The sequence below is a fragment of the Agrococcus pavilionensis RW1 genome (assembly GCF_000400485.1).
Taxonomy (GTDB): Bacteria; Actinomycetota; Actinomycetes; order Actinomycetales; family Microbacteriaceae; genus Agrococcus; species Agrococcus pavilionensis.
On the sequence record NZ_ASHR01000017.1, the window covers coordinates 32206 to 57309 of the forward strand.

The following is a 25104-nucleotide window of genomic DNA, read 5'->3' on the forward strand; positions in this document are numbered from 1 at the left end:
GGGCGAGCGACGGGTCAGGCCCGGCGGCCGTCCCACCGGCGGGTCGCGAAGCCGACCGCGATGCCCACGAGCGCGCCCACGATCGACTCGACGAGCCGGTCGACGAGCAGCCGGTCGACCGGCACGGGGCTCGAGAGGTGCACCGCGAGCAGCGCGAGCGGCGTGACGAAGACCATCGCGACGCCGTAGTTGCGGCCCACGAGCAGCTCGGTGCCGAAGGCGACGGCCGCGATGAGCAGCACGACCACGACGTCGCTCGGCCGCAGCGCGAGGAGGGCGGCGGCGAGCACCACGCCGAGGCTCGTGCCCAGGATGCGGTGGGTGCCGCGCGCGAGGCCGGCCGCGAACGTGCCGGTCGAGACGGGCACGACCGCCGAGACCATCGCCCAGTAGGGGTGGCCGATGCCGAGCGCCGTCGCGATCGAGCCCGCGAGCGCGACGCTGAGCGCGTAGCGGGCGACGCGCCGCAGCTGCACCCGGCGGCCGGGGGAGAGGCGGTAGCTGCGCGCGACGGGCAGCGACTCGAGCGCCGGCAGCCGCCGCGCCCGCCGCCACGCGGTGCCGATCGAGCCGATGAGCACGGAGAAGGCGGCGGATGCGGTGGCCACGGCGGTCGCGATCCCCGCGTCGGCGAGCGAGACGTCCGGCAGCGATGCGGAGCCGCTGAAGGCGAAGAGCGCGAAGAGCGGACCCGGCGGGTGCCAGTCCTCGGCGTCGGAGACGATCGAGACGAGGCCCGCGAAGACGGCGCCGAGCGCGATCATCGGCCACGCGGGCGCGGGCAGCGTCGCGACGAGCGAGCCGAGCCCCACCGCCGCGACCATGACGACCGCGGCCGTCGACTGCATGACGAGCCGCGGCAGCTGCACGCGATTGCGGCCGTAGAGCGAGGTGAAGGCGCCGAAGGCGGCCCACGCGCCCCACTCCGCGTGGCCGATCGCGACGAGCACGAGGAGCGGCACGGCGGTGCTGACGCTCGCCCGGATCGCGACGCGGTGCGCGCCGTCGTGGGGCCCGAAGGCGAGGAACGCGCGCCGGAACTCGGCGCTCGCGCGAGTCGAGCGGGATGAGCGGAGCGGTCATGGCAGTGCAGATGGTCTTCCCGAACTACGCCGTCGCCGACGTCGGCGTCGCGACCGCCTTCTACGAGGCGCTCGGCTTCACGCGCAACCCGGCTTTCAGCGACGAGACGACGAGCTGCATGGCCGTGAACGAGCAGGTCTCGATCATGCTGCTCGAGCACGAGCGGTTCGATGAGTTCCTCGTCGGCGAGCAGCGGCGCGCCGAGCGCGGTTCGCTCGAGAACCTGCTCGCGCTGCTGCTCGGCAGCCGCGAGGAGGTCGACGCCTTCGGTGCCGCGGGCACGGCGGCGGGCGGTAGGCTCTCCAAGCCCATCGAGGAGAGCGAGTGGGGCATGTACGGCGGTCAGCTCACCGACCCCGACGGCCACATCATCGACTTCTTCCACATGGAGGCGCCCGCGGCCTGATCCGCCGCGGCAGCCGCCCACCCTTCTGATCGCAGCGACGCGGATCCGCCGATCGGCGGGTCCGCGCGGTGCCGCCCGAGAGAGCACATGCCGACCGACACCCAGTCCACCCCCGCCCGGGCCGACGCATCCACTCGACTGCCTGCCGGCGGCGCGATCGTCATCGCGACGCTGCTCGTCTCGGCCTTCGTCGTCATCCTCAACGAGACCGCGATGAACGTCGCCATCTCGACGCTCGTCGCCGACCCCGTGCTCGGCATCGACGAGCGCGCCGCGCAGTGGCTCACGACCGCCTTCCTGCTCACGATGGCGATCGTCATCCCGACGACCGGCTGGCTCATGGCGCGCTTCAGCACGCGCTCGCTCTACCTCGTCGCGATGGGCGCGTTCGTCGCCGGCACGCTCCTCGCGGGCGTCGCGCCGTCGTTCCCGCTGCTGCTGCTCGGCCGCGTCGTGCAGGCATCCGGCACCGCCGTGGTGTTCCCGCTGCTCATGACGACGGTCATGCGCCTCGTGCCGCCCGCGCGCCGAGGCGCCTTCATGGGCACGATCTCCCTCGTCATGTCGGTCGCACCCGCGCTCGGCCCGACCGTCTCGGGCGCGATCCTGCAGTTCGCGTCGTGGCGCTGGATCTTCCTCGGCGTCGCGCCGCTCGCGATCGCGATGCTCCTCACGGGCGCCCGCACGCTCCGCGGGGGCGACGTGCAGCAGCCACCGCGGCTCGACGTCGTCTCGATCCCGCTCGCGGGGCTCGGGTTCGGCGGCCTCGTCTACGGGCTCTCGCTCATCGGCGCGGAGGGGCTGCCCGCGTGGCAGCTGCCCACGGCGCTCGCGATCGGCGTGCTCGGCCTCGTCGCGTTCGTGCTGCGGCAGGTGCGGCTCCAGCGCACCGACGACGCGCTGCTCGACCTGCGCACGTTCCGGCACCCGCTGTTCACGGCCGCCGTGACCGTCATGATGATCGCGATGGCGGCGATGTTCGGCACGCTCATCCTGCTGCCGCTCATCCTGCAGGACTCGCTCGGCCTCGAGCCGCTGCAGGTCGGGCTCATCACGCTCCCGGGTGCGCTCCTCACGGGTCTGCTCGGACCGGTCGTCGGTCGGCTCTACGACCGGTGGGGACCGCGCCCGCTCGTGATCCCCGGCGCGCTCGTCGTGCTCGCGGCGCTCGTGCTCTACACGCAGCTCGCCACGACGACGCCGTGGTGGATGGTGCTCCTCATGCAGATGGTGCTGAGCCTCGGCTTCGCGCTCACCTTCCCGCCGCTGTTCACGGTGTCGCTCGGCGCGCTCCCGAAGCACCTGTACGGCCACGGCTCGGCGGTGCTGAGCACGGTGCAGCAAGTGGCCGGCGCCGCGGGCACGGCTGCGTTCGTCACCATCATGGCGACGCGGCAGGGGCAGCTCGTCGACACGGGCGTTCCCTCGGGCGACGCGCTGCTCGAGGGCGCGCGCCTCGCGTTCATGGGCGCGGCGGCGCTGTGGGTGCTCGGCGTCATCGCGACGCTCCGGCTGCGGAAGCCCGCCGACGACGTGCCCGACGAGCCGGAGCACCGCGACGCGGCCGCGGCGCCCGCGGCGGCTGCGGACGGGGCTACGCCTGCGCCCGCGGCGCCTGCCCCATGAGGCGCACGGCCTCGGCCGCGTGCTCGTTCGTGACCTGCACGCCGTAGCGCGCGGCCTGCAGGGCGCGGATCGAGGAGAAGTCGCGCTTCCCGCCCGTCATCGCGTGCTGGACGACGCCGGCGATCATGCCGAACGCGGCGCCCATGAGCACGGCCCAGATGACCCATGCCCACGAGTTCACGATGATGAGCCCGAAGAGCAGACCGACGAAGAGGCCGAACCACGCGCCGCCGAGCGCGCCGGAGAGGGCGGCCCGGCCGTAGGTCATGCGGCCGAGCACCTGCTCGACCGTCGTGAGCCCCGTGCCGATGATGCGCACGTGCTCGACGGGGAACCTCGCGTCGCTCAGCCGGTCGACGAGCGCTTGCGCCTCCTCGTACGTGTCGAACTCGGCGATCGTCGTCGACGGCGGCGTCGGCTCCGTGCGGTTCGGCATCGGGTTCTGGATGTTCGACATGGTGCCTCCTCCGGCCCGGGGACGGGCCTCGCGCGCATCATCGCATCCGATCCCGAGCGATCGCAGAGCGGCAGGTAGGTTCTCCTCGTGGACGACATCCTGCAGTTCGCCGGCAGCTACTGGTGGCTCATGTTCATCGTCGGCCCGATCGTCGGCGGCTGGATCGGCGGCGCCGCGAAGTACAGCGAGCGCCGCCGCCGCGACCGCATCGAGCTCGAGCGCATCCGCCGCGCTCCCGTGCAGGCCGTGCCGCCCGCGCCCGAGCAGCGCACGGGGAAGGGGAAGGGCAAGGGCGCGACCGACGACCGGCTGGAGCGGGAGGACCGCGACCGGCAGATCCAGCGGATCATCGCCGACCACGCCGAGGCCGATCGGCGCTGGCTCGACTTCGAGCTCGACGTCGCGAAGCTCATCGACTACCCGCTCATGACCGACATGCGCGAGCCGCTCACGCAGACCTTCCACCGCGCCAAGCGCGTCGCGGACGGGCTGAAGCCGAGCGAGCCGGAGGAGCTGCGCCCGCCGGGCGCGCTCGAGCGCTACCGCGAAGCGGTGCGCGACTTCGAGGTCGCCTTCGAGGCGGCGCTGCGCGAGGCGAAGCGGCGCGCGCAGTCGGGCTTCACCGACGCCGAGCGCGGCCGCTTGCAGTCGGCGCAGCGGCTCATGGCGCTCGCTGAGAACGAGGCGTCGACGGCCGCGGAGCGCCAGTCGGCCTATCGGCAGGCGCGGCGCGAGCTCGACGGGCTCATCGCGCTGCCGGAGGCGACGACGCACGACATCGAGCGCAGGATCGCGGGGGAGCTGCTGCCGTAGGGCGCACGGCCCTCGTCAGCGCCGATCCTCCGGCGCCGGCGCGTGCAGCGCCGACCCGCCCGGTGCCGGCTCGAACGCCGAGATCGCCGCCACCGCATCCGCCACCGAGTCGACGAGCGCGATGCCCGCCTCGCCGGGCTTGCCGCGCATGACCGCCTGCAGGAGCGGCCACGCGGGCATCGTCTCGGTCCAGTAGCGCTCGCCGAGCAGCACGAGCGGCGCCCACGCGCCGTCCTCGGCGTAGGAGTTCTCGCACGCGTCCTGGAAGATCTCCTGGACCGTGCCGCCCGCGCCGGGCAGCACGACGATGCCGGCGCTCGCGACGCGCAGCAGGATCGACTCGCGCACCGAGTTCTGGAAGTACTTCGCGATCGCGGTCGCGAACGAGTTGGGCGGCTCGTGGCCGTAGTGCCACGTCGGGATGCCGAGCGAGACGCCGTCGCCGACGCGTGCCGCGACTCGCCGCGCGGACGAGATCCAGGCGGGGATCGCGCCGTGGAACGCCGGCTCGGCCGCGAGCTCGTCGATCGCCGCGTCGAGCTGCTCGGTCGAGAGCGCGACGGCTCGCGCCCCGAGGTTCGCCGCCTCCATCGCGCCCGGCCCGCCGCCCGTCGCGACGACCCGGCCGGCGCGCGCGAGCCCGTGGCCGAGGTGCGCGGCCTGCCGGTACGCATCCGAGTCGCGCGTGAGCGCGTGGCCGCCCATGACGCCGACGATCTGCTTGCCCCGCACCCAGTCGGCGAGCGCGTCGTCGATCGAGTGGTCGTGCAGGGCGGCGGCGAGCGTGTCGGCGACGTCGTGCTGCCGGGTGCGCGACCACGCGTAGACGCGCGCGTCGAAGGTCGCCGGGTAGCCCTCGTCGAAGCCCTGCACGAGGTCGTCGGGCGAGTAGAGCGTCGAGCGGTAGGCGTTGAAGGGCGTGTCGGGCACGTCGTCGAAGACGATCGCGCCCTGCGCGACGAGCCGCTCCCTCGCGCCGGGCGGCAGGTCGCAGCCGAGCAGCAGCGCACCGCCGCCGTCGAGCCGCTCGAGCGCGCCGGCGCGGTCCGTGAGGTCGACGTCCTGCAGGCGCCAGTCCGCCATGCTCGACGCGCGGCGCGCGAAGAAGTCGAACGCGGCGAGCGACGAGATGTCGATGCGCCGCCCGTGCTGCGGGCGCTCGTCGAAGTCGGGCACGCCCGAGAGCCTACCCAGCGCGGAGCGCGGTCTCCTGGGCACGACCGGGGGAGTCGCTCGCCGCCACCTCGATGCGGCTGCCCCCGCCGGGCACGGGCACGACGCGGATGCGCCACGGGATGCGCTCCTGCATCTGCTGCACGTGGCTGATGACGCCGACGCTGCGGCCGCCGGCCCGCAGCGCGTCGAGGGTCGCGAGCGCAGCCTCGAGCGAGTCCTGGTCGAGCGATCCGAAGCCCTCGTCGACGAAGAGGGTCTCGAGCGAGATGCCGCCCGCCTCGGCCTGCACGACGTCGGCGAGCCCGAGCGCGAGCGCGAGCGACGCGAGGAACGTCTCGCCGCCCGAGAGCGACTTCGTCGTGCGCGCCCGACCGGTGTGCGCGTCGAGCACCTGGATGCCGAGCCCGCTCGCCTTGCCGCGATAGGCGGTGCCCTCGTCGTGCAGGAGCGCGAAGCGCCCATCGGTCATCGCGCCGAGCCGCAGGTTCGCCGCCTCGATGATCGTGCCGAGCCGGGCGGCGAGCACGTAGGTCTCGATGTCCTGCCGCAGCTCGTTGCGGCCGTCGAGCGCGTCGGCGAGGGCGCGCACGGTCGCGGCGTGCTCGGCGCCGTCGGCGAGCGAGCGGATGGCCTGCCTCGCGTCGTCGAGGTCGGCGGCGGCGTGGTCGAGCCTGGTCTGGGCAGTCGCCTCGGCGCGAGCCGCGAGGGCGGATGCCGCCTCGGCCTCGACGAGCGCGGCCTCGAGCGGCGCGACGTCGGGCGCGGTCTCGGGCAGGCCCTGCAGCTCGGGCTGCGCGAGCACGCCGCGCGCGCTCGCGAGCTCGTCGTCGTGGGCTCGGATGCGCTCGCGGAGCGCGAGCCGCTCGGCGGGCTCGAGCCGCATGGCCGCGAGGGCTTCGCGGTCCGCGATGCCGAGGCGCTCGAGCGCCGCGCGTCCGTCGGCCGCGGCCTCCTCCTGCTCGGCCGCGGCGCGCGCCCGCTCGGCGTCGGCCTCGAGCCACTGCTCGAGCGCATCGCGGCGCGTCGAGGCCGCGTGCAGCATCGACCGCGCGTCGGGGTGCTCGCCGAGCGCCTCGCGCACCCGCGCTCGCGCGTCGGCGAGCCGGGTCGCGGCCGAGGCGGCGGCGGAGCGGCGCTCGCCGACGACGCGCTCGAGCTCGGCGATGCGGCCGTCGAGCTCGCGCGAGCGCTCGTCGTGCTGCTCGAGCTCGCGGCCGAGCCGCTCACGCTCGGCGGCGGCGTCGATGCATGCGCGCTGCGCGGCCCGAGCGGCGTCGAGCGCGGCGGCGAGCGCGTCGCGATCCGCGGCGCCGGCGATCGCCTCGAGCGATGCGCGCTCCCGCTCGAGCGCGGCGAGGGTCTCGTTCGCGGCGGTCGCGGCGGCGAGCGCGGCCTCGCTCGCGGCGATCGCGTCGGCGACGTCGTCGGCCGTGACGATGTCGCCGCCCGGCGCGTGCGGACTCGGGTGCTCGAGCGCGCCGCACACCGGGCACGGCTCGCCGGCCACGAGCGCGCTCGCGAGCTCGCCCGCCATGCCCGCGACGCGCGCGGCCTGGAGGCGCTGGAGCGCGTCGGCTGCGGCGTGCTGGGCGGCCGCGGTGCGGCCGGCCTCGGCGGAGGCCTCGCGCTCGTGCTCGACGAGGCGGTCGGCGCGCTCGCGCGCCTCGAGCCGTGCCTCGGCCGCCTCGAGCGCGGCGCGAGCGGGCTCGGTGCCCGCGGCGCGCGTCGCGGCGTCCTCCCTCGCTCGCACGAGCGCGTCGCGCGCCTCCGGGTGCTCCGCTCGCTCGCGCCTCGCCGCATCCACCGCCTCCTCGGCGGCGCGCGCGTCGCGCTCGGCCTCGTCGGCGGCGTGCTCGAGCTGCGGGAGCTCGCGCTCGAAGCGCGTCGTCTCGCTCGCGCGGGCGACGTCGTCGAGCGCGGCCTCGCGCTCGCGCTCGACGGCCGCGCGCTCGGGCTCGAGGCTCTCGGGCAGCACGGCGGTCGCGGCCTCGAGCGCCGTCGCGGCGCGCTGCGCGCGGCGGTCGGCACGCGTCCAGCGGTCGACCTCGGCCGCGGCCTCCGCGACGCGGTCGGCGTCGGCGAGCCGCTCGCGATCCGCCGCGATCGCGTCGCTCGCCGCCTCGAGCGCGGCGACCGCTGCGACTGCGCCGTCGCGGCGCGCGATCCGCTCGGCGAGCGCACGCGCCGCGTCGCGCGCCTCGCGCGCCTCGCGCTCGGCCGCCGTCGCGGCGACCGCGGCGGCTGACGCGGCCTCGAGCCGCTCGGTCAGGATGCCCTCGAGCGCCGCGAGCGACCGCTCGTCGGCGGCGCCGTCGTCGGCGGGCGCCTCCTCGTCGTCGTCGCCGGGGCCGATGAGCGAGCGCACGCGCGCGACCCGGTCGTCGCGCCGCTGCTCGAGCTCTGCCCGCTGGGCGCCGAGGGCCTTCCCGTCGGCGAGCGCGAGCTCGCGCAGCCGCCGCATGCTGCCGGTGCCGAAGAGCCGCTCGAGCAGGGCCTTCCGCTCGTCGCTCGACGCGCCGAGGAACTCGGCGAAGCCGCCCTGGGCGAGGAGCGTGACCTGCAGGAACTCGTCCTTCGTGAGCCCGACGAGGCGCGCGACCTCGTGCCCGACCTCCTTCGCGGTCGTCGCGACCGCCTCCCAGCCCGACGGCGTGCGCTCGAGCAGCGTCGCCTGCGCCTTCTCGCGCGTCGTGCCGCTGCCGCGCTGCTTCGGGCGCTCGTACTCGGGCGAGCGGCGCACGCGCAGCACCCGGTCGCCGAGCTGCACGTCGAGCTCGACCCACGTCGCCTCGTCGGGGCCCGCGAGGTCGCTCCGCAGGTGCGCCCGCTCGTCGTAGCGGGGAGCGGAGCCGTAGAGCGCGAAGCACACGGCGTCGAGGATCGTCGACTTGCCGGCGCCCGTCGGCCCGGCGATAAGGTAGACGCCGTCGGCCTCGAAGGCGGCGAAGTCGATCTCGAAGCGCCCGCGGTAGGGGCCGAATCCCGCGAGCTCGAGCCGCAGGAGCCTCACGCGGCCGACTCCTCGGCCGACGCGCGCGCGAGCAGCTCGCGCACGAGCGCCGCCTCCGCGTCGGTGGCCGACGCGCCCGCGCGGACGTGGGCGAGGAAGTCGTCGACGACCTCGGCCTCGCTCCGCCGCGCGAGCCGCTCACGCAGCTGCCGCTGGGGCGCGCTCGCGCCGCCGATCCACGAGACCTCGGCCGCGTGCGGCCAGCGCTCCTGCAGCCGGCGCATCGCGTCGAGCGGCCGCACCCGGTCGGTGAGCCGCACGCGCAGCCAGTCGTGCTCCGTGCCGTCGAGCGACGCGTCCGCGAGCAGCGCCGCGAGCTCGCCCTCGACGGTCGTGAGCGCGCGAAGCACCGGCAGCCCGATCCACTCGACGGCGGCGAGTCCCTCGGCGTCGAGCTCGACGAGCCAGCCGCCGCGCTCGGGCGAGCGCTCGCGGAACGAGTAGTGCAGCGGCGCGCCCGAGTAGCGCACGGAGGGCGAGAGCTCCTGCCGCGAGTGCAGGTGACCGAGCGCGACGTAGTCGACGCCGTCGAAGACGGACGCGGGCACGACGTCGAGGCCGCCGGCCGTGATGTCGCGCGGCGCGTCGTCGAGCCGCACTGCCTCGTCGACTCGCACCGCGTCGTCGGCGACGCCGGCCGCGAAGCAGTGCGCGAGCACGACCGAGCGCGCCGGGACGTCGACGAGCGACGCGCGCACCGCATCCATCGCCCATCGCATCGCGTCGGCCTGCGTCGCGATGCCCGCCTCCGGCAGCGCGGCCCGGAGCGCGACCGGCTCGAGGTAGGGCACGGCGAAGACGGCCACCGGCCCGTGCTCGTCGGCGAGCTCGATGCGCCACGACGCGGGGTCGAGCGCCGCGGTGCTGAGGTGCAGCCCACCCGCTCGCGCGAACGCGGCGTTCGCGCCGAGCCGCGCGGGGGAGTCGTGGTTGCCGCTCGAGAGCACGATCTCGGCACCCGCCTCCCGGATCGCGGCGAGCGACCGCGAGAGCGCCTCGACGTGCCGGCCGGCGGGCATCGCCGAGTCGAAGACGTCGCCCGCGACGAGCACGACGTCGACCGCGCGCTCCCGCACGACCCTCGCGAGCGCGCCGAGCGCATCCTCGAGCGCCTCGAGCGTGTCGGCGCCGTGGAACGTGCGGCCGACGTGCCAATCGGAGGTGTGCAGGAGGCGCATCCTCCCACGGTAGATCGAGCGACCCACGCGCGTCGGAGGCCCGCCGCGCCGGTAGGGTTGACACAGCCCCTGCCCGAGCTCGAGAGGGACTCCACCACGTGCTGCTGACTGTGACGACGCTCGCCGTCCTCGGCGTCGTCTCCAGCGCGCTCAGCGGCCGCTTGGGGCGGTTCGTCTTCCTGCTGCCCGCCGCGGCGAGCCTCGCGGCCGCCGTGTGGTTCGGCCTGCAGGCGCCGCTCGTCGCTGCCGGGCAGGTGCTGCAGGAGCGGATCGAGTGGATGCCGTCCCTCGGCATCGCGATCGACCTGCGGCTCGGCGCGCTCCAGTGGCTGCTCTCGATGGTCGTGCTCGGCGTGGGCGGCCTCATCTTCGTCTATTGCGCGTGGTACTTCGACTCCGAGACGCTCGCGGCCCGCACCGTGGGACTCCTCACGGGGTTCGCCGCCTCGATGCTCCTGCTCGTGCTCTCGGACGACCTCATCGTGCTCACGGTCGGCTGGGAGCTCACGACGCTGTTCAGCTACCTGCTCGTCGGCCTCAACCACCGCTCGGCGAGCAACCGCCGAGCGGCGCAGACGGCGCTCGTCGTCACGACGATCGGCGGGCTCACGATGCTCGTCGGCATCCTGCTGCTCGAGGCGGAGACCGGCACGTACTCGCTCAGCGCGATCGTCGCCGACCCGCCCCGCTCGGCCGCCGCCGCGTGGGCCGCCGGCTGCCTCGTCGTCGGCGCGCTCTCGAAGTCGGCGATCGTGCCCTTCCAGTACTGGCTGCCGGGCGCGATGGCGGCGCCGACGCCCGTCTCGGCGTTCCTGCACGCCGCCGCGATGGTGAAGGCCGGCATCTTCCTCATGGCCGCGTTCACGCCGGCGTTCGTCGACCTGCCGTGGTGGCGCTGGACGCTCGTCGGGCTCGGCATCGTGACGATGCTGCTCGGCGCGGTGCGCGCGATGCGGCAGCTCGACATCAAGGTGCTGCTCGCGCACGGCACCGTGAGCCAGCTCGGCCTGCTGATGACGGTCATCGGGATCGGCACCCAGGGCGCGATGCAAGCGGGCCTCACGCTGCTCGTCGCGCACGCGATCTTCAAAGCGGGGCTCTTCATGGTCGTCGGCGCGGTCGACCGCGCGACGGGCACGAGGGACCTGCGCGAGCTCGGCGGCCTCGCGCGGCGGATGCCGATCGTCACCGGGGCCGCGATCCTCGCCGCCGCGTCGATGGCGGGGCTCCCGCCCGCGCTCGGCTTCCTGGCGAAGGAGGCGGCGATCGCCGCGGCGATCGCCGGCGCGAGCGAGGAGCTCGTCGCGCTCGGCTGGCTTGCGTTCATCGCGATCGCGCTCGGCGCCGCCATCACCGTGACGTACTCCCTGCGCCTCATCATGGGCACGTTCTTCGGTCCTCAGACGGTCGAGGTCAAGCGGCGCACGGGCGCGCTCGCCGTCGCACCCGTCATCCTCGCCGCCGCCGGTCTGCTGCTCGGCTTCGCCGGAAACCTCATCACAGAGCTGCTGCGGCCGCACGTATCGACGGTCCCCGCCGGCGAGTCCGCGCCGCTCCTCGCCTTGTGGCACGGCTTCACGCCCGCGCTCGCCGCGTCGATGATCGCGTGGGCGGTCGGCACGGTCATCCATCTGCGGGTCGGCAGCGCCAGGCGCGCTCCGCACGGGCAGGACGTGTTCGAGCGCGGCTACCACGCGGGCATGCGCGCCCTCGACCGCCTCGCGGTCGAGGTGACCGGCCGCATCCAGACCGGTTCGCTCCCGCTGCACCTCACGACGATCCTGCTCGTCGTGGTGGTGCTCCCGGGCGGCGCGCTCGTCATGGCGGGCGCCGTCTCCGGCGACATCCGGCTCTTCGACTCCGTCGGCCAGGTCGGCGCGGCCGCGCTCATCTCGATCGCGGCGCTGCTCGTCACGACCGCGCGCGGTCGGCTCAAGGCCTTCATGCTCGTCTCGGTCGTCGGCTACGGCGTCGGCCTGCTCTTCCTGCTGCACGGCGCGCCCGACCTCGCGCTCACGCAGGTGCTGACCGAGACGGTCTTCCTCATCGTGCTCGTGCTCGTGCTGCGCCGGCTGCCGAAGTACTTCACCGATCGGCCGCTGCGGGCCGCTCGCTACCCGCGAGCCCTGCTCGCGATCCTGGTCGGCGCGTTCGCGACGCTCGCGTCGCTCGCCGCGCTCCAGGCGCGCACGGCGGAGCCGATCTCGGAGGGCTTCTACCGCTGGGCCTACGAGTTCGGCAACGGCGAGAACATCGTCAACGTGACGCTCGTCGACATCCGCGCGTGGGACACGCTCGGCGAGGTGTCGGTGCTGCTCGCCGCCGCGACGGGCGTCGCGAGCCTCATCTTCGTGCGCCGCCCGGTCGCGGGCCTCGGCGTGCTGCGGCAGAACGATCCCGCGACGCGGCGCGGCAACTGGCTGCGCGGCGCGTTCACCGACGAGCACATGGCCTCGCCCGTGCTCGAGATGATGACGCGCCTGCTGTTCCCGATCATGATGCTCGTCTCGATCTACCTGCTCGCGGTCGGGCACAACGAGCCGGGTGGCGGCTTCGCCGGTGGCCTCGTCGCGGGCATCGCGCTCGCGGTGCGCTACCTCGCGGGTGGCCGCGACGAGCTCACGGAGGCCGCCCCGTTCGACGCGGGCAAGCTGCTCGGCGCGGGCATCGTCGTCGCGGTGCTCGGCGTCGTCTGGCCTGTCCTCGTCGGCGGCCGCATCGGCGAGTCGTACGCGATCGAGTGGGTCATGCCGCTGCTCGGCGAGCAGAAGCTCGTCACGACCCTGTTCTTCGACATCGGCGTCTGGCTCATCGTCATCGGCGCGATGCTCGACTTCGTCCGCTCGCTCGGCGCCGGCATCGACCTGCACGCCGAGCAGAACGCGGCGCCCCGACCCGCGTGGCGCTCCGACCGCTCGCTGCCCGGCAAGGAGGTGCGCCGGTGACCCCGTCCCTCGCCCTCGCCGTGGCCGGCGGCGTGCTCATCGCCGCCGGCACCTACCTGCTGCTCGAGCGCAGCCTCATGCGCATCCTCGCGGGCGTCATGCTCGCGGGCAACGGCGTCAACCTGCTCTTCCTCGTCGCGGCGGGACCGGCGGGCCTCGGCCCCATCGTCGGCACGCCCGAGGACGAGATCTCCGATCCCCTCCCGCAGGCCATGGTGCTCACCGCGATCGTCATCTCGCTCGCGACGAGCGCGTTCCTGCTGGCCATGTCGTACCGCTCCTTCCAGCTCGAGGGCCATGACGAGGTCGCCGACGACGTCGAGGACGCCATCGTTCGGCGTCGCGCCGAGGCCGACCTCTCGAGCGAGGCATACGTCGAGCTCACGCCCGAGGAGCAGCCCGACACCGAGTCCGGCGGCCGCTCCGGGAGGGCCGACGACTGATGGACCTCGCGAACCTCGTCCCCGTCCCCGTGCTCCTGCCGCTCCTCGCGGCCGGCGTCACGCTCGCGCTCGCGCGCCACCCCGCGTGGCAGCGCATCGTCTCGGGCACGACGCTCGGCATCGTCGCGGTGCTCGCGCTCGTCCTGTGCCTCGCGGCCGACGCCCAGGGCCCGATCGTGCTGTGGGTCGGCGCGTGGCCGGAGGGGCTCGGCATCGTGCTCGTCGCCGACCGGCTCTCGGCGCTCCTCGTGCTCGTCTCGAGCATCGTCACGGCGATCGTCGTGATCTTCCCCTCGCGACGCGACATCGCCGACAGCGCCGACGGGGCGCCGGTGTCGGTCTTCCACCCGACGTTCCTCGTGCTGACGGCCGGCGTCGCGAACGCGTTCCTCGCGGGCGACCTCTTCAACCTCTTCGTCGGCTTCGAGATGCTGCTGTTCTCGTCGTACGTGCTCATCATGCTCGGCGCGACGAAGGAGCGCGTGCGCGCGGGCAGCACGTACGTCGTCGTGAGCGTCGCGTCGTCGACGCTGTTCCTCCTCGCGCTCGCGCTCGTCTACGGCGCGACCGGCACGGTGAGCTTCGCGCAGCTGCCCGAGCGCTTCGCGGCCCTCGACCCCGCGCTGCAGCTCACGATCCAGCTGCTGCTGCTCGTGGTCTTCGGCATCAAGGCGGCGGTCTTCCCGCTCCAGGCGTGGCTGCCCGACTCGTACCCGACCGCGCCCGCGAGCGTCACGGCGGTCTTCGCGGGCCTCCTCACGAAGGTCGGCGTCTACGCGATCATCCGGCTGCAGACGCTGCTCTTCCCCGACAGCCCGCTCACCGACCTGCTGCTCGTCGTCGCGATCCTGACGCTCGTGCTCGGCATCCTCGGCGCGCTCGCGCAGGGCGAGATCAAGCGACTCCTGTCGTTCACGCTCGTGAGCCACATCGGCTACATGCTGCTCGGCGTCGCGCTGGGCACCGAGCAGGGCATCGCCGGCTCGATCTTCTACATCGTCCACCACATCCTCGTGCAGACGGCGCTGTTCATCGTCGTCGGCCTCATCGAGCGCATCGGAGGGTCGACGAGCCTGTCGAGGCTCGGCGGCCTCGCATCGGTGCCGCTGCTCGCGGCGCTCTACCTGCTGCCGGCCCTCAACCTCGGCGGCATCCCGCCCTTCTCCGGCTTCCTCGGCAAGGTGGCGCTGCTCGACGCGGCGCTCGACGCGCCGTCGCCGCTCGCGATCGCCGCCGTCGTCGCGGGCATCGCGACGAGCCTCCTGACGCTCATCGCCGTGATCCGGGTGTGGCAGCGGGCGTTCTGGCAGGACCGCGGCGAGGACGACGACCGCGTGCACTCGCTGCGCGTGCTGCCGCGCATCTGGATCTTCGCGGCATCGACGCTCGTCGGCATCACCGTCGCGCTCACCGCGCTCGCCGGACCGCTCTCGGCCTACGCCGAGCGCGCATCCATCGACATCGAGGGCGGCGCCTACCACGACGCGGTCGAGGAGGCGATGCCGTGAACCGCCCGGCCCTGCGCTACCGCTTCTCGCTGCCGACGACGATCGGCCTCGCCGTCATCTGGATGCTCCTCTGGGGCCAGCCCACGATCGGCGCAGCCGTCTGGGGCCTGCTCATCGCGCTCGCGATCCAGCTGATCTTCCCGCTGCCGGACGTGCCAGAGCTCGACTCGTTCCGGCCGCTCGGCTTCCTCCGGCTCGTGCTCGTGACGCTCCGCGGCCTCATCGTCTCGTCGTTCCAGGTCGCGGTGAAGGTGCTCGCGTTCTGGCGCCCCACGCGGAACGCGATCATCCGCGTGCCGCTGCGGAGCGACTCGATCTTCATCACCGTCATCACCGCCGAGCTCGTCACCCTCGTGCCCGGCTCGGTCGCGATCGACGCGGGGGAGGGCTGGCTGCTCGTGCACGTCTTCGACGCGCAGGACGAACCCGCGATCGACCGGGCGCGCGCGAGCGTGCTCGCGACCGAGGCGACCGTGCTGCGGGCGTTCGGCACCCCCGAGGACCGCGCGCTGCTGGAGGAGGACTGATGGAGATCGTGCTCGTCATCGCCGGCGTCATGCTCGTCGTCTCGGCGGCGCTCGCGCTCATCCGCATCGTGCGCGGACCGGGTCCGAGCGACCGCGTCGTCGCGACCGACGTGCTCATCACGACCGTCGCGGGCGGCCTCGCCGTCGAGGCGGCGATCAACCACCAGCCCTTCACGATCCCCGTGATCCTCGTCCTGTCGATGCTCGCGTTCGCCGGCACCGTGTCGATGGCGCGCTTCGTCGCAGGTCGTGAGAACGTCGTCGGCCCCGCGCCCGCGCGCGAGCCGGGCACCGGCATCGAGGGCGACGGGCCCGTCGGCGGGGAGGACCGCGAGTGACCCTGGAATCCGTGCTCGACGTCGTCGGGGCCGCACTCATCCTCGTCGGCGCGTTCTTCACGCTCACCGCGGCCATCGGCATCCTGCGGCTGCCGGACGTGCTCAACCGCATGCACGCCGCGTCGAAGCCGCAGACGCTCGGCTTCCTGCTGCTGTGCGTCGGGCTCTCGCTCGTGCTGCGGAACGGCAGCGCGACCGCGATGCTCGCGGTCGCCGCGTGCCTCCAGCTCGTCACCTCGCCCGTCGCGACGCAGATGATGGCGAAGGCGGCGCACCGCTCGCGGCAGTACCGCGCCGACCTCGTCGTCGACGACCGCGAGCGCGAGCGGATCGACGACGACGGCGATCGCGCGGGGCTCGACCCCGATGAGACCGATCCCGACATCGGCCGCGCGAGCAGGTAGGATCGCAGGCAGAACGCACAGCCGGCCGCTGCACACCCGTGCGGGAGAGCCCCTCCGGGGGCACCGAAGGAGCAAGCCTCCCCGCCAAACTCTCAGGTCCTCGAACCGCACGGGCAGGCCGCTCTGGAGCGATCGGCGACGATCGCGACAGTGGGGGAGTCCAGACACAGGAGGACTCATGACCGCAGACGCTCCGCAGCCGGCCTCGCCGCTCCTGCACGTGCACGGGGAGGCGGGGGCCCAGCTCATCGACTTCGCCGGCTGGCAGATGCCCGTTCGCTACGGTTCCGACCTCGCCGAGCACCAGGCGGTGCGCGAGCGCGCGGGCCTCTTCGACCTCAGCCACATGGCCGAGCTGCGCGTGAGCGGGCCGGACGCCGGCGCGTTCCTCGACCACGCGCTTGCCGGCCGCATCTCCGCGATCGAGCCGTGGCAGGCGAAGTACTCGCTCCTGCTCGCCGAGCACGGCGGCATCGTCGACGACCTCATCGTCTACCGGGTCGACGAGTCGGGCGCAGCGCCCGAGTACCTCGTGGTCGCGAACGCCTCGAACCGGCACGCCGCTCTCGACGCCCTCTCCGCTCGGGTCGCGGGCTTCGACGCGAGCGTCGTCGACGAGACCGAGCAGACGGGCCTCGTCGCGGTGCAGGGCCCCGTTGCCGCCGCGATCGTCGGCGCGATCGGGCTCGAGTCGGAGCCGCTCGAGGGCCTGCGCTACTACCGCGCGCTCCCCGCGGTGTTCGAGGGGGAGGACGTGCTCGTCGCCCGCACGGGCTACACCGGCGAGGACGGCTTCGAGCTCTACATCGCCGCGCACGCGACGGAGTCGCTGTGGCGCGCGATCGTGCTCGCGGGCGAGGAGCACGGCCTCGCGCTGTGCGGGCTCGCCGCGCGCGACACGCTGCGCCTCGAGGCGGGCATGCCGCTCTACGGCAACGAGCTCTCGCTCGACGTGCTGCCTGCGCAAGTGGGGCTCGGCCGGGTCGTGGCGCTCAAGACCAAGGGCGACTTCGTCGGCCGGGCGGCTGTCGAGGCGGGCCCTGCGGACGACGCGCCCGTGCTCGTCGCGCTCACCGCCGAGGGCCGCCGCGCGCCGCGCGCCGGCTACCCCGTGCTCGACGACGGACGGCCGGTCGGCCGCGTCACGAGCGGCGCCCTGTCGCCGACCCTCGGTCATCCGATCGCGATGGCCCTCGTCGAGCCGGCGTCCGCCGGTTCCGACGCCCTCACCGTCGACGTCCGCGGCACGCAGCTGCCCGCGACCGTCGCCCAGCTGCCGTTCTACAAGCGAGAGGCCTGAACCATGAGCGAGACCAAGTACACCGCCGACCACGAGTGGATCCGCATCGAGGGCGACGTCGCCACGATCGGCATCACCGACTACGCGCAGTCGGCGCTCGGCGACGTCGTGTTCGTCGACCTGCCCGGCGTCGGCCGCTCCTTCGCGGCCGGCGAGGCGATCGGCGAGATCGAGTCGACGAAGTCGGTGGGCGAGCTCATCGTGCCTGCCGCCGGCGAGGTCGTCGAGGTCAACGACGAGGTCGCGGGCGACCCGACCCTCGTGAACTCCGCCGCCGAGGGCGCGGGCTGGCTCGTCAAGGTGCGCTTCACGGAGGAGCCGGAGCTGCTCGACGAGGCCGCCTACCGAGAGCTCACCGCCTGATGCGCCCCTTCGTCGACCGCCACATCGGCACCGATGCGGCGGCGCAGGAGCGCATGCTCAGCGCCGTCGGCTTCGACTCGCTCGAGGCGCTCATGGACGCCGCGGTGCCCGCGGGCATCCGCTCGGCCGGCACCGGGATCGGCGAGGCGGCGACCGAGACGCAAGCGCTCGCCGAGCTGCGCGCGCTCGCGTCGCGCAACCGCGTGCGGCACTCCGCGATCGGCCTCGGCTACGCCGGCACCGTCACGCCCGCGCCGATCAAGCGCCTCATCCTCGAGAACCCCTCGTGGTACACGGCCTACACGCCCTACCAGCCCGAGATCAGCCAGGGCCGGCTCGAGGCGCTCATCAACTTCCAGACGATGGTCGCCGACCTCGCGGGCCTCGACATCGCGAACGCCTCGATGCTCGACGAGGGCACCGCGGTCGTCGAGGCGATGCTGCTCGCGCGCCGCGCCTCGAAGTCGGCCTCGTCCGTCTTCGTCGTCGACACCGACCTCCTGCCGCAGTCGCGGGCGCTCCTCCGCCACCGCGCGCACCGCACGGGCATCGAGCTCGTCGAGCTGCCGCTCGCGACGACCGACCCCGCCGACCTCCCCGACTCGTTCGGCGTCGTCGCGCAGCTGCCCGGCGCATCCGGCCTCGTGTGGGACGCGCGCGGCATCTTCGCCGCCTCGGCCGCGATGGGCGGCGTGCCGGTCGCCGCCGCCGACCTCCTCGCGCTCGCGCTCATCGAGGCGCCCGGCCACCAGGGCGCGCGCATCGTCGTCGGCTCGTCGCAGCGCTTCGGCGTGCCGATGGGCTTCGGCGGGCCGCACGCGGGCTTCATGGCCGTCGCCGAGCAGCTCACGCGCCAGATGCCGGGCCGCCTCGTCGGCGTCTCGGTCGACGCCGAGGGCTATCCCGCCTACCGCCTGACGCTCCAGACCCGCGAGCAGCACATCCGCCGCGAGAAGGCGACGAGCAACATCTGCACCGCACAGGTCCTGCTCGCCGTCATGGCGTCGATGTACGGCGTCTACCACGGGCCCGACGGCATCACCGCGATCGCCGAGGGCGTCCACGCGGTCGCGACGCGCTTCGCCCGCGCGGCGCGAGAGGCGGGCATCGAGCTCGTCCACGAGCGCTTCTTCGACACCGTGCGGATGCGCGTGCCCGGCCGGGCGCGCGAGCTGCAGTCGAGCGCGGCCGACGCGGGCATCCTCGTGCACGTCGTCGACGACGACACCCTGCACGTCGCGTTCGACGAGACGTGGGCCGAGCTCGGCACGGGGGTGCGCCTCGACGCGCTGCTGCCCGCGCTCGGGCTCGCCGACGCGGGCCCCGCCGATGCAGGCACCGGGGATCGGGCGATCCCGGCGACGCTCGCGCGCGAGAGCGAGTTCATGACGCACGAGGTCTTCCACGCGCACCGCTCCGAGACGCGGCTCATGCGCTACGCGAAGCGGCTCTCCGACCGCGACTACGCGCTCGACCGGGGCATGATCCCGCTCGGCTCGTGCACGATGAAGCTCAACGCCGCCGCCGAGATGGAGGCCATCACGTGGCCCGAGTTCTCGCAGCCGCACCCGTACGGCCCGCTCGAGGACGCCGAGGGCTCGCTCGCCCTCATCGACCAGCTCGGCGAGTGGCTCGCGCGCATCACCGGCTACGACACCGTCTCGCTGCAGCCCAATTCGGGCGCGCAGGGCGAGCTCGCGGGCCTCATGGCCATCCGCGGCTGGCACGACTCGCGCGACGACGGCCACCGCGACGTCGTGCTCATCCCCGCTTCGGCGCATGGCACGAACGCGGCGAGCGCCGTGCTCGCCGGCATGCGCGTCGTCGTTGTCGCGACGCGCGGGAACGGCGATGTCGACGTCGACGACCTCGAGGCCAAGATCGGCACGCACGCGGGGCAGCTCGCGGCGCTCATGATCACCTACCCGTCGACGCACGGCGTCTACGAGTCCGAGATCCGCCGCATCACCGACCTCGTGCACGAGGCCGGCGGCCAGGTCTACATCGACGGCGCGAACCTCAACGCGCTCCTCGGCCACGCGACCTTCGGCGACATGGGCGGCGACGTCTCGCACCTCAACCTGCACAAGACGTTCTGCATCCCGCACGGCGGCGGCGGCCCCGGCGTCGGTCCCGTCGCGGCGAAGGCGCACCTCGCGCCGTTCCTGCCGCGCGACCCGCGCGAGGAGTGGCAGGAGATCGACGGCGTGCGCATCGGCGCGAACCCGATCTCGGCCGCGCCGTGGGGCTCGGCGTCGATCCTGCCGATCTCGTGGGCGTACGTGCGCATGATGGGGCTCGAGGGCCTCACGAAGGCGACCGCGAGCGCCGTGCTCGCCGCGAACTACATCGCGACGCGCCTGCGCGAGCACTACCCGGTGCTCTACACGGGCGAGCACGGCCTCGTCGCGCACGAGTGCATCCTCGACCTCCGCCCGCTCAAGGAGGCGACGGGCGTCACGAACGACGACGTCGCGAAGCGGCTCGTCGACTTCGGCTTCCACGCGCCGACGATGTCGTTCCCCGTCGCGGGCACGCTCATGGTCGAGCCGACCGAGTCGGAGGACCTCGCCGAGCTCGACCGCTTCGTCGACGCCATGATCGCGATCAAGGCGGAGGCCGACGCGATCGGCCGCGGCGAGGTGCCGCTCGACGAGAGCGCCCTGCGCCGCGCCCCGCACACGCCCGGCTCGATCGTGCACGGCGAGTGGGACCGCCCCTACTCCCGCGAGCAGGCGGTGTTCCCCGTGCCCGGCATCGAGCGGGCGAAGTACTGGCCGCCGGTCGCGCGCGTCGACCAGGCGTACGGCGATCGCAACATCGTCTGCAGCTGCCCGCCGGTGGAGGCCTTCGCCTGATGCCGGCCCGCGGTCGCCGCCCGATCGCCGCCCGGACCGTCGTCGCGACGGCCGTGGCGGCGATCGCCGCGCTCGCGCTCAGCGCGTGCGGCCCCGATGTCACGCCGCGCGTGCAGCCCGGCACGAGCGTCGAGGTCGCGTGGAGCGGCGAGCTCACCGATGCGAACGCCTCGAGCACGCGCGGCGCGACCGAGGGCAACCGCGACGTCGCGGCGATGACGCGCGGCGCGTTCTTCGTGGTGGATGCCGAAGGCGAGCACCGCGCCGACCCCTCGTTCGGCACCGCGACCGTCGTCGATGGCGCGGGCTTCGCCGTGCGCTACGACGTCGCCGACGGCGTGCGCTGGTCGGACGGCGTGCCGCTCGACGCGGCCGACCTCATGCTCGCGTGGGCGGCGACGTCCAACGCGCTCTCGACCGACGGCCTCGAGGTCGAGGAGCGCCGCGCGCCGGACGGCTCGATCGAGCTCGGCGCGAGCGAGGTGTGGTTCGACGTCGCCGATTCCGGGGGCATGGCGCTCGCGAGCGAGCGGCCCGCGCGCGACGACTGGGCGCGCTCGATCGACGTCGCCTTCGAGCAGCCCGTGCCCGACTGGCGCACGGCGCTGCCGGTCGCGGTGCCCGCGCACGTGCTCGGGCAGCGCGTGTTCGGCGTGCGCGACCCGATGGAGGCGAAGCAGCGCGTGCTCGACGCGATCGACCGCGCCGACCCGCTCGCGCTCGCGCCGCTCGCGGCAGCGTGGAGCACGGCGCTCGCGATCGACCCGGCCGCCTCCGATCCCGACGTGCTCGTCTCGTCGGGCCCGTACCGCGTCGAGGAGGTGAGGGACGGCCGGGTCGAGCTCGTCGCGAACGACCGCTACGTCGGCGCGCAGGGCGCCGCGATCGAGCGCATCGCGCTGCGGTCGGTCGCCGACGACGCGGCCGCGCTCGCCGCGCTCTCGGCCGGCGAGGTCGACATCGCGACCGTCGTGCCGACCGAGGCCGACCGCACCGCGGTGCGCGACCTCGACCGCGACGGCGCGACCCTCGCCGAGCACGGCGACGGGAGCCGTTGGGAGCTCACGCTCCGCACGGATCGCGCGCCGCTGCAGTCGACCGAGGCGCGCGCGTCCCTCCTCCACTCGATCGACCGCCGCGGCCTCGCCGAGGCCGCGCTCGGCGAGCGCGCCGCCGAGGCGAGCGGCGTCGATGCGCTGCTGTTCCTCCCGGGCACGCGCCTCTACGACTACGCGCTCGAGGACGCTGGCTTCCCGCAGGCCTTCGGCGGGCGCGACGTCGACCTCGCGATCGCGGAGCGCGACTCGATGGGCATCGCGGCAGGCACGTCGATCTGCGTGCGGTACGACAGCGCGGACGCCTTCGCCGCGGCGGCGCTGCCCGCGCTCGCGGCCCAAGCGGCCGAGGCGGGCTGGGCCGTCGTCGACTGCGGCGTCGACGACCTCGCCGCCGGGCTGGAGGAGCAGGACTGGCACGCGGTGCTCCACCGCGTCGACGCGCCCGCCGACGCCGCGGCCGTCGTCGAGCGGTGGCGCGACGGCGGGCTCACGGCGCTCGCCGACCCCGAGCGCGAGCTCCTGCTCGACGAGGCGCTCGCGACCGGCGACCCCGAGGCGCTCGAGGAGACGCTGCTCGCGATCGAGGCCTCGCTCGTCGCCGACGCGCTCGCGCTGCCGCTCATCGAGCCGACCCGGCTCACCGTGAGCGCCGCCGAGGTGCAGGGCGTCTCGCCCAGGCCCGGTCACGCATCCCTCACCTGGAACGCGTGGGAGTGGGGCATCGACGGGGGAGCGGCGACGCCGTGACCGGTCAGCTCGCGAACAGGCCCGGGAACGTCGCGTAGGCCCACGGGTAGCCGACGAAGACGGCGACGTCGATGAGCGTGTGCGCGACGATGAGCGGCACGAGCCTGCCCGTGCGCGCGTAGAGCCAGCCGAACACGAGCCCCATCGCGATGTTGCCGACCATCCCGGGCACGCCCTGGTAGAGGTGGTAGACGCCGCGCAGCAGCGCCGCGGCGACGATGATCGGCCACGTGCCCCAGCCGAGCCGCCGCAGCCGCTCGAAGAGGTAGCCGACGACGATGACCTCCTCGGTGAGCCCGGCGCGCAGCGCCGACAGCAGCAGCACCGGCACGGTGAACCAGTGCGCGTCGAGCGGCGAGGGCACGACGTTCACCGTCATGCCGAGCGAGCGCCCCGCGAGGTAGAGCGCGAGCCCCGGCACGCCGATGACGGCGACGAGCGCGAGCCCCGAGAGCGCGTCGCGGGCAGGGCGGGTGCCGTCGATGCCGAGCGCGCCGAGCCGCGGCGGCCGGGCGCGCCACAGCAGCCAGCACACGAGCGCGACCGGCACGAGGTCGAGCGCGATGCCGGTCAGCTGGTAGGCGAGGTCGAGCCACGCACGATCCGAGCGGGCGGGGTTGAGCGCGACCGACTGCTCGCCGATCGGCGCCTCGCGCGTCGAGACGTCGGCGAACTGCAGCACCGACCACAGCGCGCTGCCGCCGAGCGAGAGCAGCAGCACGATCGCGAGCTCCCACTGCAGCCGGCGTCGCGAAGGCTCGCCTGGGCGGATGGGGTCGGTCACCTCCTCAGCGTACGGTCGGCACGATCCGGGCGTGCGCGCGCCGCTCGCGCACGATGCGAGCGCCGCGGGCGGGGCTCGCGCGAGGATCACGATTCTGCGTCGAGTTGGTAACGATCCGAGGTTCGGCGCCGATGAGCGCTTGAGCGGGGCCTAAGGTGGCACTCATCCAGAGCACTGCGGCTTCCTGGCCGCGCGCTCACCTTGCACAGGAGGAACATTGAGGATCAAGCGATTCGCTGCGGGCGGCGTGCTGCTCGCAACGGGAGCACTCGTCCTCTCCGCTTGCACGCCTGCACAGGCGCCGGGAGCGGAGATCGTCGAGGGCACCTCGATCACCGTCGCGTGGAACCAGCCGTTCTACTCGGCCAACGGCAACACGTCGTTCGGCAACGCGACGGCGAACAACAACATCAACTACATGACCTACTCGGGGTTCAACTACTACGACAACACCCCGGAGCTGCAGCGCGACGAGTCGTTCGGCACCTACGAGCTGGTCTCCGAGGACCCGCTGCAGGTGCAGTACACGATCAACGAGGACGTGCAGTGGAGCGACGAGGTCCCGGTCGACGCCGCGGACATGATGCTCAACTGGGCCGCCCTCTCGGGCGCGTTCAACACGGCCGACTTCGACCCGGCCGAGTTCCAGGACCCGGAGACCGGCGAGTTCACGACCGAGTTCCCCGAGGGCACGGTCTTCTTCGACTCGGGCGCCACGCCTGACTCGGGCGTCGGCCTCGTCCGCGAGGCGCCGGAGGTCAACGAGGACGGCCGCGGCATCCTCATGACGTACTCCGACTTCTACGTCGACTGGGAGCTCGCGTTCCAGGCGGGCCTGCCGGCTCACGTCATCGCGCAGCGCGCCCTCGGCATCGAGGACGCCATGGAGGCCAAGCAGGCCGTCCTCGACGCGATCGCGAACGAGGACACCGAGGTCATCGGCCAGCTCGCCGCAGAGTGGAACACCGGCTTCAACTTCACGGAGATGCCGTCCGACACGTCGGTGCTCACCGCCAACGGCCCGTACCAGATCACCGACTTCGTCGCCGACCAGTACATCACCCTGCAGGCGAACGAGAACTACGTCGGCGACCACCAGCCGCAGGTCGAGACCATCACGGTCCGCTTCATCACCGACGCCATGGCGGCGGTGACGGCGCTCCAGAACGGCGACGTCGACGTCATCCAGCCGCAGGCGACGCCTGACGTCCGCGCTGCCCTCGAGGGCACCGATGGCATCACGGTCAACTACGGCGAGGGCGCGACGTACGAGCACGTCGACCTCCAGTTCGACCAGTCGAAGAACCCGGGCGTCTTCTCGACGCTCGAAGCTCGCCAGTCGTTCCTCATGACGATCCCGCGCCAGGAGATCGTCGACCGCCTCATCAAGCCCCTCAACCCCGAGGCCACGGTCCGCAACTCCGCGGTCTTCGTCCCGGGCGCGAACGGCTACGACGAGTCGGTCGAGGAGTCGGGCATCCTCGACATGTACGCCGAGGTCGACATCGAGCAGGCCACGGCGCTGCGCGAGCAGGCCGGTCTCGCCGAGGGCACGGAGGTCTGCCTCCTGTTCGCCTCGACGAACCCGCGCCGCGTGTCGGAGTTCGAGCTCATCCGCGAGTCGGCCGCTCAGGCCGGCTGGTCGGTCACCGACTGCTCGTCGCCCGAGTGGGGCGGCCTCCTCGGTGCTCCGGGCGTCTACGACGCCTCGCTGTTCGGCTGGCAGTCGACGTCGCTCGGCGTCGCCTCGGTCGGCCCGAACTTCGAGACGGGCGGCATCAACAACCTGTCGTTCTACTCGAACCCCGAGATGGACGCGGTCGTGCAGGAGCTCAACGTGACCGTCGACGAGGAGCGCCAGCTGGAGCTGCTCAAGGAGATCGACCGCATCCTCGTCGAGGACGCGTTCGGCATCACCATCTTCCAGTTCCCCGAGGTCACCGCGTTCTCCGACCGCGTCTCGGGCATCGACTCGTCGCCGCTCGCGCCGACGGTGTTCTGGAACGTGTGGGACTGGACCCCGACCGAGACGAACGTCTCGGAGGGCTGATCCCCCCGACCGCCGGGGGTCGCATCCACT

The 25104-nt window shown here is 73.6% G+C and carries 20 protein-coding genes and 1 riboswitch; of the genes, 14 read left to right on the top strand and 6 right to left on the bottom strand.

The features are described 5' to 3' along the window. Nucleotides 1-14: 14 nt before the first annotated feature. Nucleotides 15-962 carry an FUSC family protein gene (locus L332_RS20430; protein WP_021010121.1) on the bottom strand — a complete coding sequence of 316 codons (948 nt, stop codon included), beginning with the start codon at nt 960-962 and terminating at the stop codon, nt 15-17. A 119-nt stretch (nt 963-1081) separates the two neighbouring features. Between L332_RS20430 and L332_RS20435 the strand changes: the two genes are divergently transcribed. Continuing rightward, nucleotides 1082-1489 (top strand): VOC family protein, encoded by a 408-nt coding sequence (locus L332_RS20435; protein WP_051222897.1) that lies wholly within the window; start codon nt 1082-1084, stop codon nt 1487-1489. An 87-nt stretch (nt 1490-1576) separates the two neighbouring features. After that, on the top strand, nt 1577-3115 hold the full coding sequence (locus tag L332_RS20440) for an MDR family MFS transporter (RefSeq protein WP_021010123.1): 1539 nt from the start codon (nt 1577-1579) through the stop codon (nt 3113-3115). On the opposite strand, the gene L332_RS20445 is transcribed toward L332_RS20440, so the two are convergent. After that, nucleotides 3084-3572, bottom strand: a complete 489-nt coding sequence (locus L332_RS20445) for a general stress protein (RefSeq protein ID WP_021010124.1) — start codon at nt 3570-3572, stop codon at nt 3084-3086. The genes L332_RS20440 and L332_RS20445 overlap by 32 nt on opposite strands. An 87-nt stretch (nt 3573-3659) precedes the next feature. On the opposite strand from L332_RS20445, the gene L332_RS20450 reads away from it, so the two are divergent. Continuing rightward, entirely contained in the window at nt 3660-4385 is a 726-nt protein-coding gene (locus L332_RS20450) for a hypothetical protein (RefSeq protein ID WP_021010125.1), read from the top strand. A 15-nt stretch (nt 4386-4400) separates the two neighbouring features. Here L332_RS20450 and L332_RS20455 read toward each other — a convergent pair whose 3' ends face one another. Genes L332_RS20455 through L332_RS20465 form a run of 3 tightly spaced genes read right to left on the bottom strand, consistent with a single transcriptional unit; the run spans nt 4401 to nt 9749 of the window. Next, nucleotides 4401-5561, bottom strand: coding sequence for an LOG family protein (locus tag L332_RS20455; RefSeq protein ID WP_021010126.1), 1161 nt, complete (start codon nt 5559-5561; stop codon nt 4401-4403). A gap of 10 nt (nt 5562-5571) precedes the next feature. Then, on the bottom strand, nt 5572-8571 hold the full coding sequence (locus tag L332_RS20460) for an AAA family ATPase (protein ID WP_021010127.1): 3000 nt from the start codon (nt 8569-8571) through the stop codon (nt 5572-5574). Continuing rightward, a complete protein-coding gene (locus L332_RS20465; protein WP_021010128.1) occupies nt 8568-9749 on the bottom strand; it encodes an exonuclease SbcCD subunit D in 1182 nt (393 codons plus the stop codon). Before L332_RS20465 ends, L332_RS20460 begins: the two co-directional genes overlap by 4 nt. A gap of 98 nt (nt 9750-9847) precedes the next feature. Between L332_RS20465 and L332_RS20470 the strand changes: the two genes are divergently transcribed. The 10 genes from L332_RS20470 (at nt 9848) to L332_RS20510 (ending at nt 22240) form a co-directional block, all read left to right on the top strand. Further along, nucleotides 9848-12694, top strand: coding sequence for a Na+/H+ antiporter subunit A (locus L332_RS20470; RefSeq protein WP_021064952.1), 2847 nt, complete (start codon nt 9848-9850; stop codon nt 12692-12694). Then, nucleotides 12691-13137 carry a Na(+)/H(+) antiporter subunit C gene (locus L332_RS20475; protein ID WP_021010130.1) on the top strand — a complete coding sequence of 149 codons (447 nt, stop codon included), beginning with the start codon at nt 12691-12693 and terminating at the stop codon, nt 13135-13137. Before L332_RS20470 ends, L332_RS20475 begins: the two co-directional genes overlap by 4 nt. Continuing rightward, nucleotides 13137-14645: a Na+/H+ antiporter subunit D gene (locus tag L332_RS20480; protein ID WP_021010131.1), complete on the top strand. Its 1509-nt coding sequence runs from the start codon at nt 13137-13139 to the stop codon at nt 14643-14645. The genes L332_RS20475 and L332_RS20480 overlap by 1 nt, the downstream gene beginning before the upstream one ends. Further along, complete coding sequence (locus tag L332_RS20485; protein WP_021010132.1) at nt 14642-15172, top strand: Na+/H+ antiporter subunit E; 531 nt, start codon at nt 14642-14644, stop codon at nt 15170-15172. Before L332_RS20480 ends, L332_RS20485 begins: the two co-directional genes overlap by 4 nt. Continuing rightward, entirely contained in the window at nt 15172-15510 is a 339-nt protein-coding gene (locus tag L332_RS0114985) for a monovalent cation/H+ antiporter complex subunit F (RefSeq protein WP_021010133.1), read from the top strand. Before L332_RS20485 ends, L332_RS0114985 begins: the two co-directional genes overlap by 1 nt. Next, nucleotides 15507-15914, top strand: a complete 408-nt coding sequence (gene mnhG, locus L332_RS20490; RefSeq protein ID WP_021010134.1) for a monovalent cation/H(+) antiporter subunit G — start codon at nt 15507-15509, stop codon at nt 15912-15914. Before L332_RS0114985 ends, mnhG begins: the two co-directional genes overlap by 4 nt. A 31-nt stretch (nt 15915-15945) precedes the next feature. Next, a riboswitch (glycine riboswitch) is annotated at nt 15946-16032 on the top strand. Nucleotides 16033-16092: 60 nt separating this feature from the next. Further along, nucleotides 16093-17214 (top strand): glycine cleavage system aminomethyltransferase GcvT, encoded by a 1122-nt coding sequence (gene gcvT / locus L332_RS20495; protein WP_021010135.1) that lies wholly within the window; start codon nt 16093-16095, stop codon nt 17212-17214. 3 nt (nt 17215-17217) lie between these two features. Next, complete coding sequence (gene gcvH, locus L332_RS20500) at nt 17218-17577, top strand: glycine cleavage system protein GcvH (protein ID WP_021010136.1); 360 nt, start codon at nt 17218-17220, stop codon at nt 17575-17577. Further along, complete coding sequence (gene gcvP, locus L332_RS20505; RefSeq protein ID WP_021010137.1) at nt 17577-20435, top strand: aminomethyl-transferring glycine dehydrogenase; 2859 nt, start codon at nt 17577-17579, stop codon at nt 20433-20435. Before gcvH ends, gcvP begins: the two co-directional genes overlap by 1 nt. Next, nucleotides 20435-22240, top strand: a complete 1806-nt coding sequence (locus L332_RS20510; protein ID WP_021010138.1) for an ABC transporter substrate-binding protein — start codon at nt 20435-20437, stop codon at nt 22238-22240. The genes gcvP and L332_RS20510 overlap by 1 nt, the downstream gene beginning before the upstream one ends. Before the next feature lie 4 nt (nt 22241-22244). Here L332_RS20510 and L332_RS20515 read toward each other — a convergent pair whose 3' ends face one another. Then, nucleotides 22245-23024 (bottom strand): CPBP family intramembrane glutamic endopeptidase, encoded by a 780-nt coding sequence (locus tag L332_RS20515; RefSeq protein ID WP_031223446.1) that lies wholly within the window; start codon nt 23022-23024, stop codon nt 22245-22247. A gap of 217 nt (nt 23025-23241) precedes the next feature. On the opposite strand from L332_RS20515, the gene L332_RS20520 reads away from it, so the two are divergent. Beyond that, a complete protein-coding gene (locus L332_RS20520) occupies nt 23242-25074 on the top strand; it encodes an ABC transporter family substrate-binding protein (RefSeq protein ID WP_021010140.1) in 1833 nt (610 codons plus the stop codon). The last annotated feature ends 30 nt before the right edge of the window (nt 25075-25104 follow it).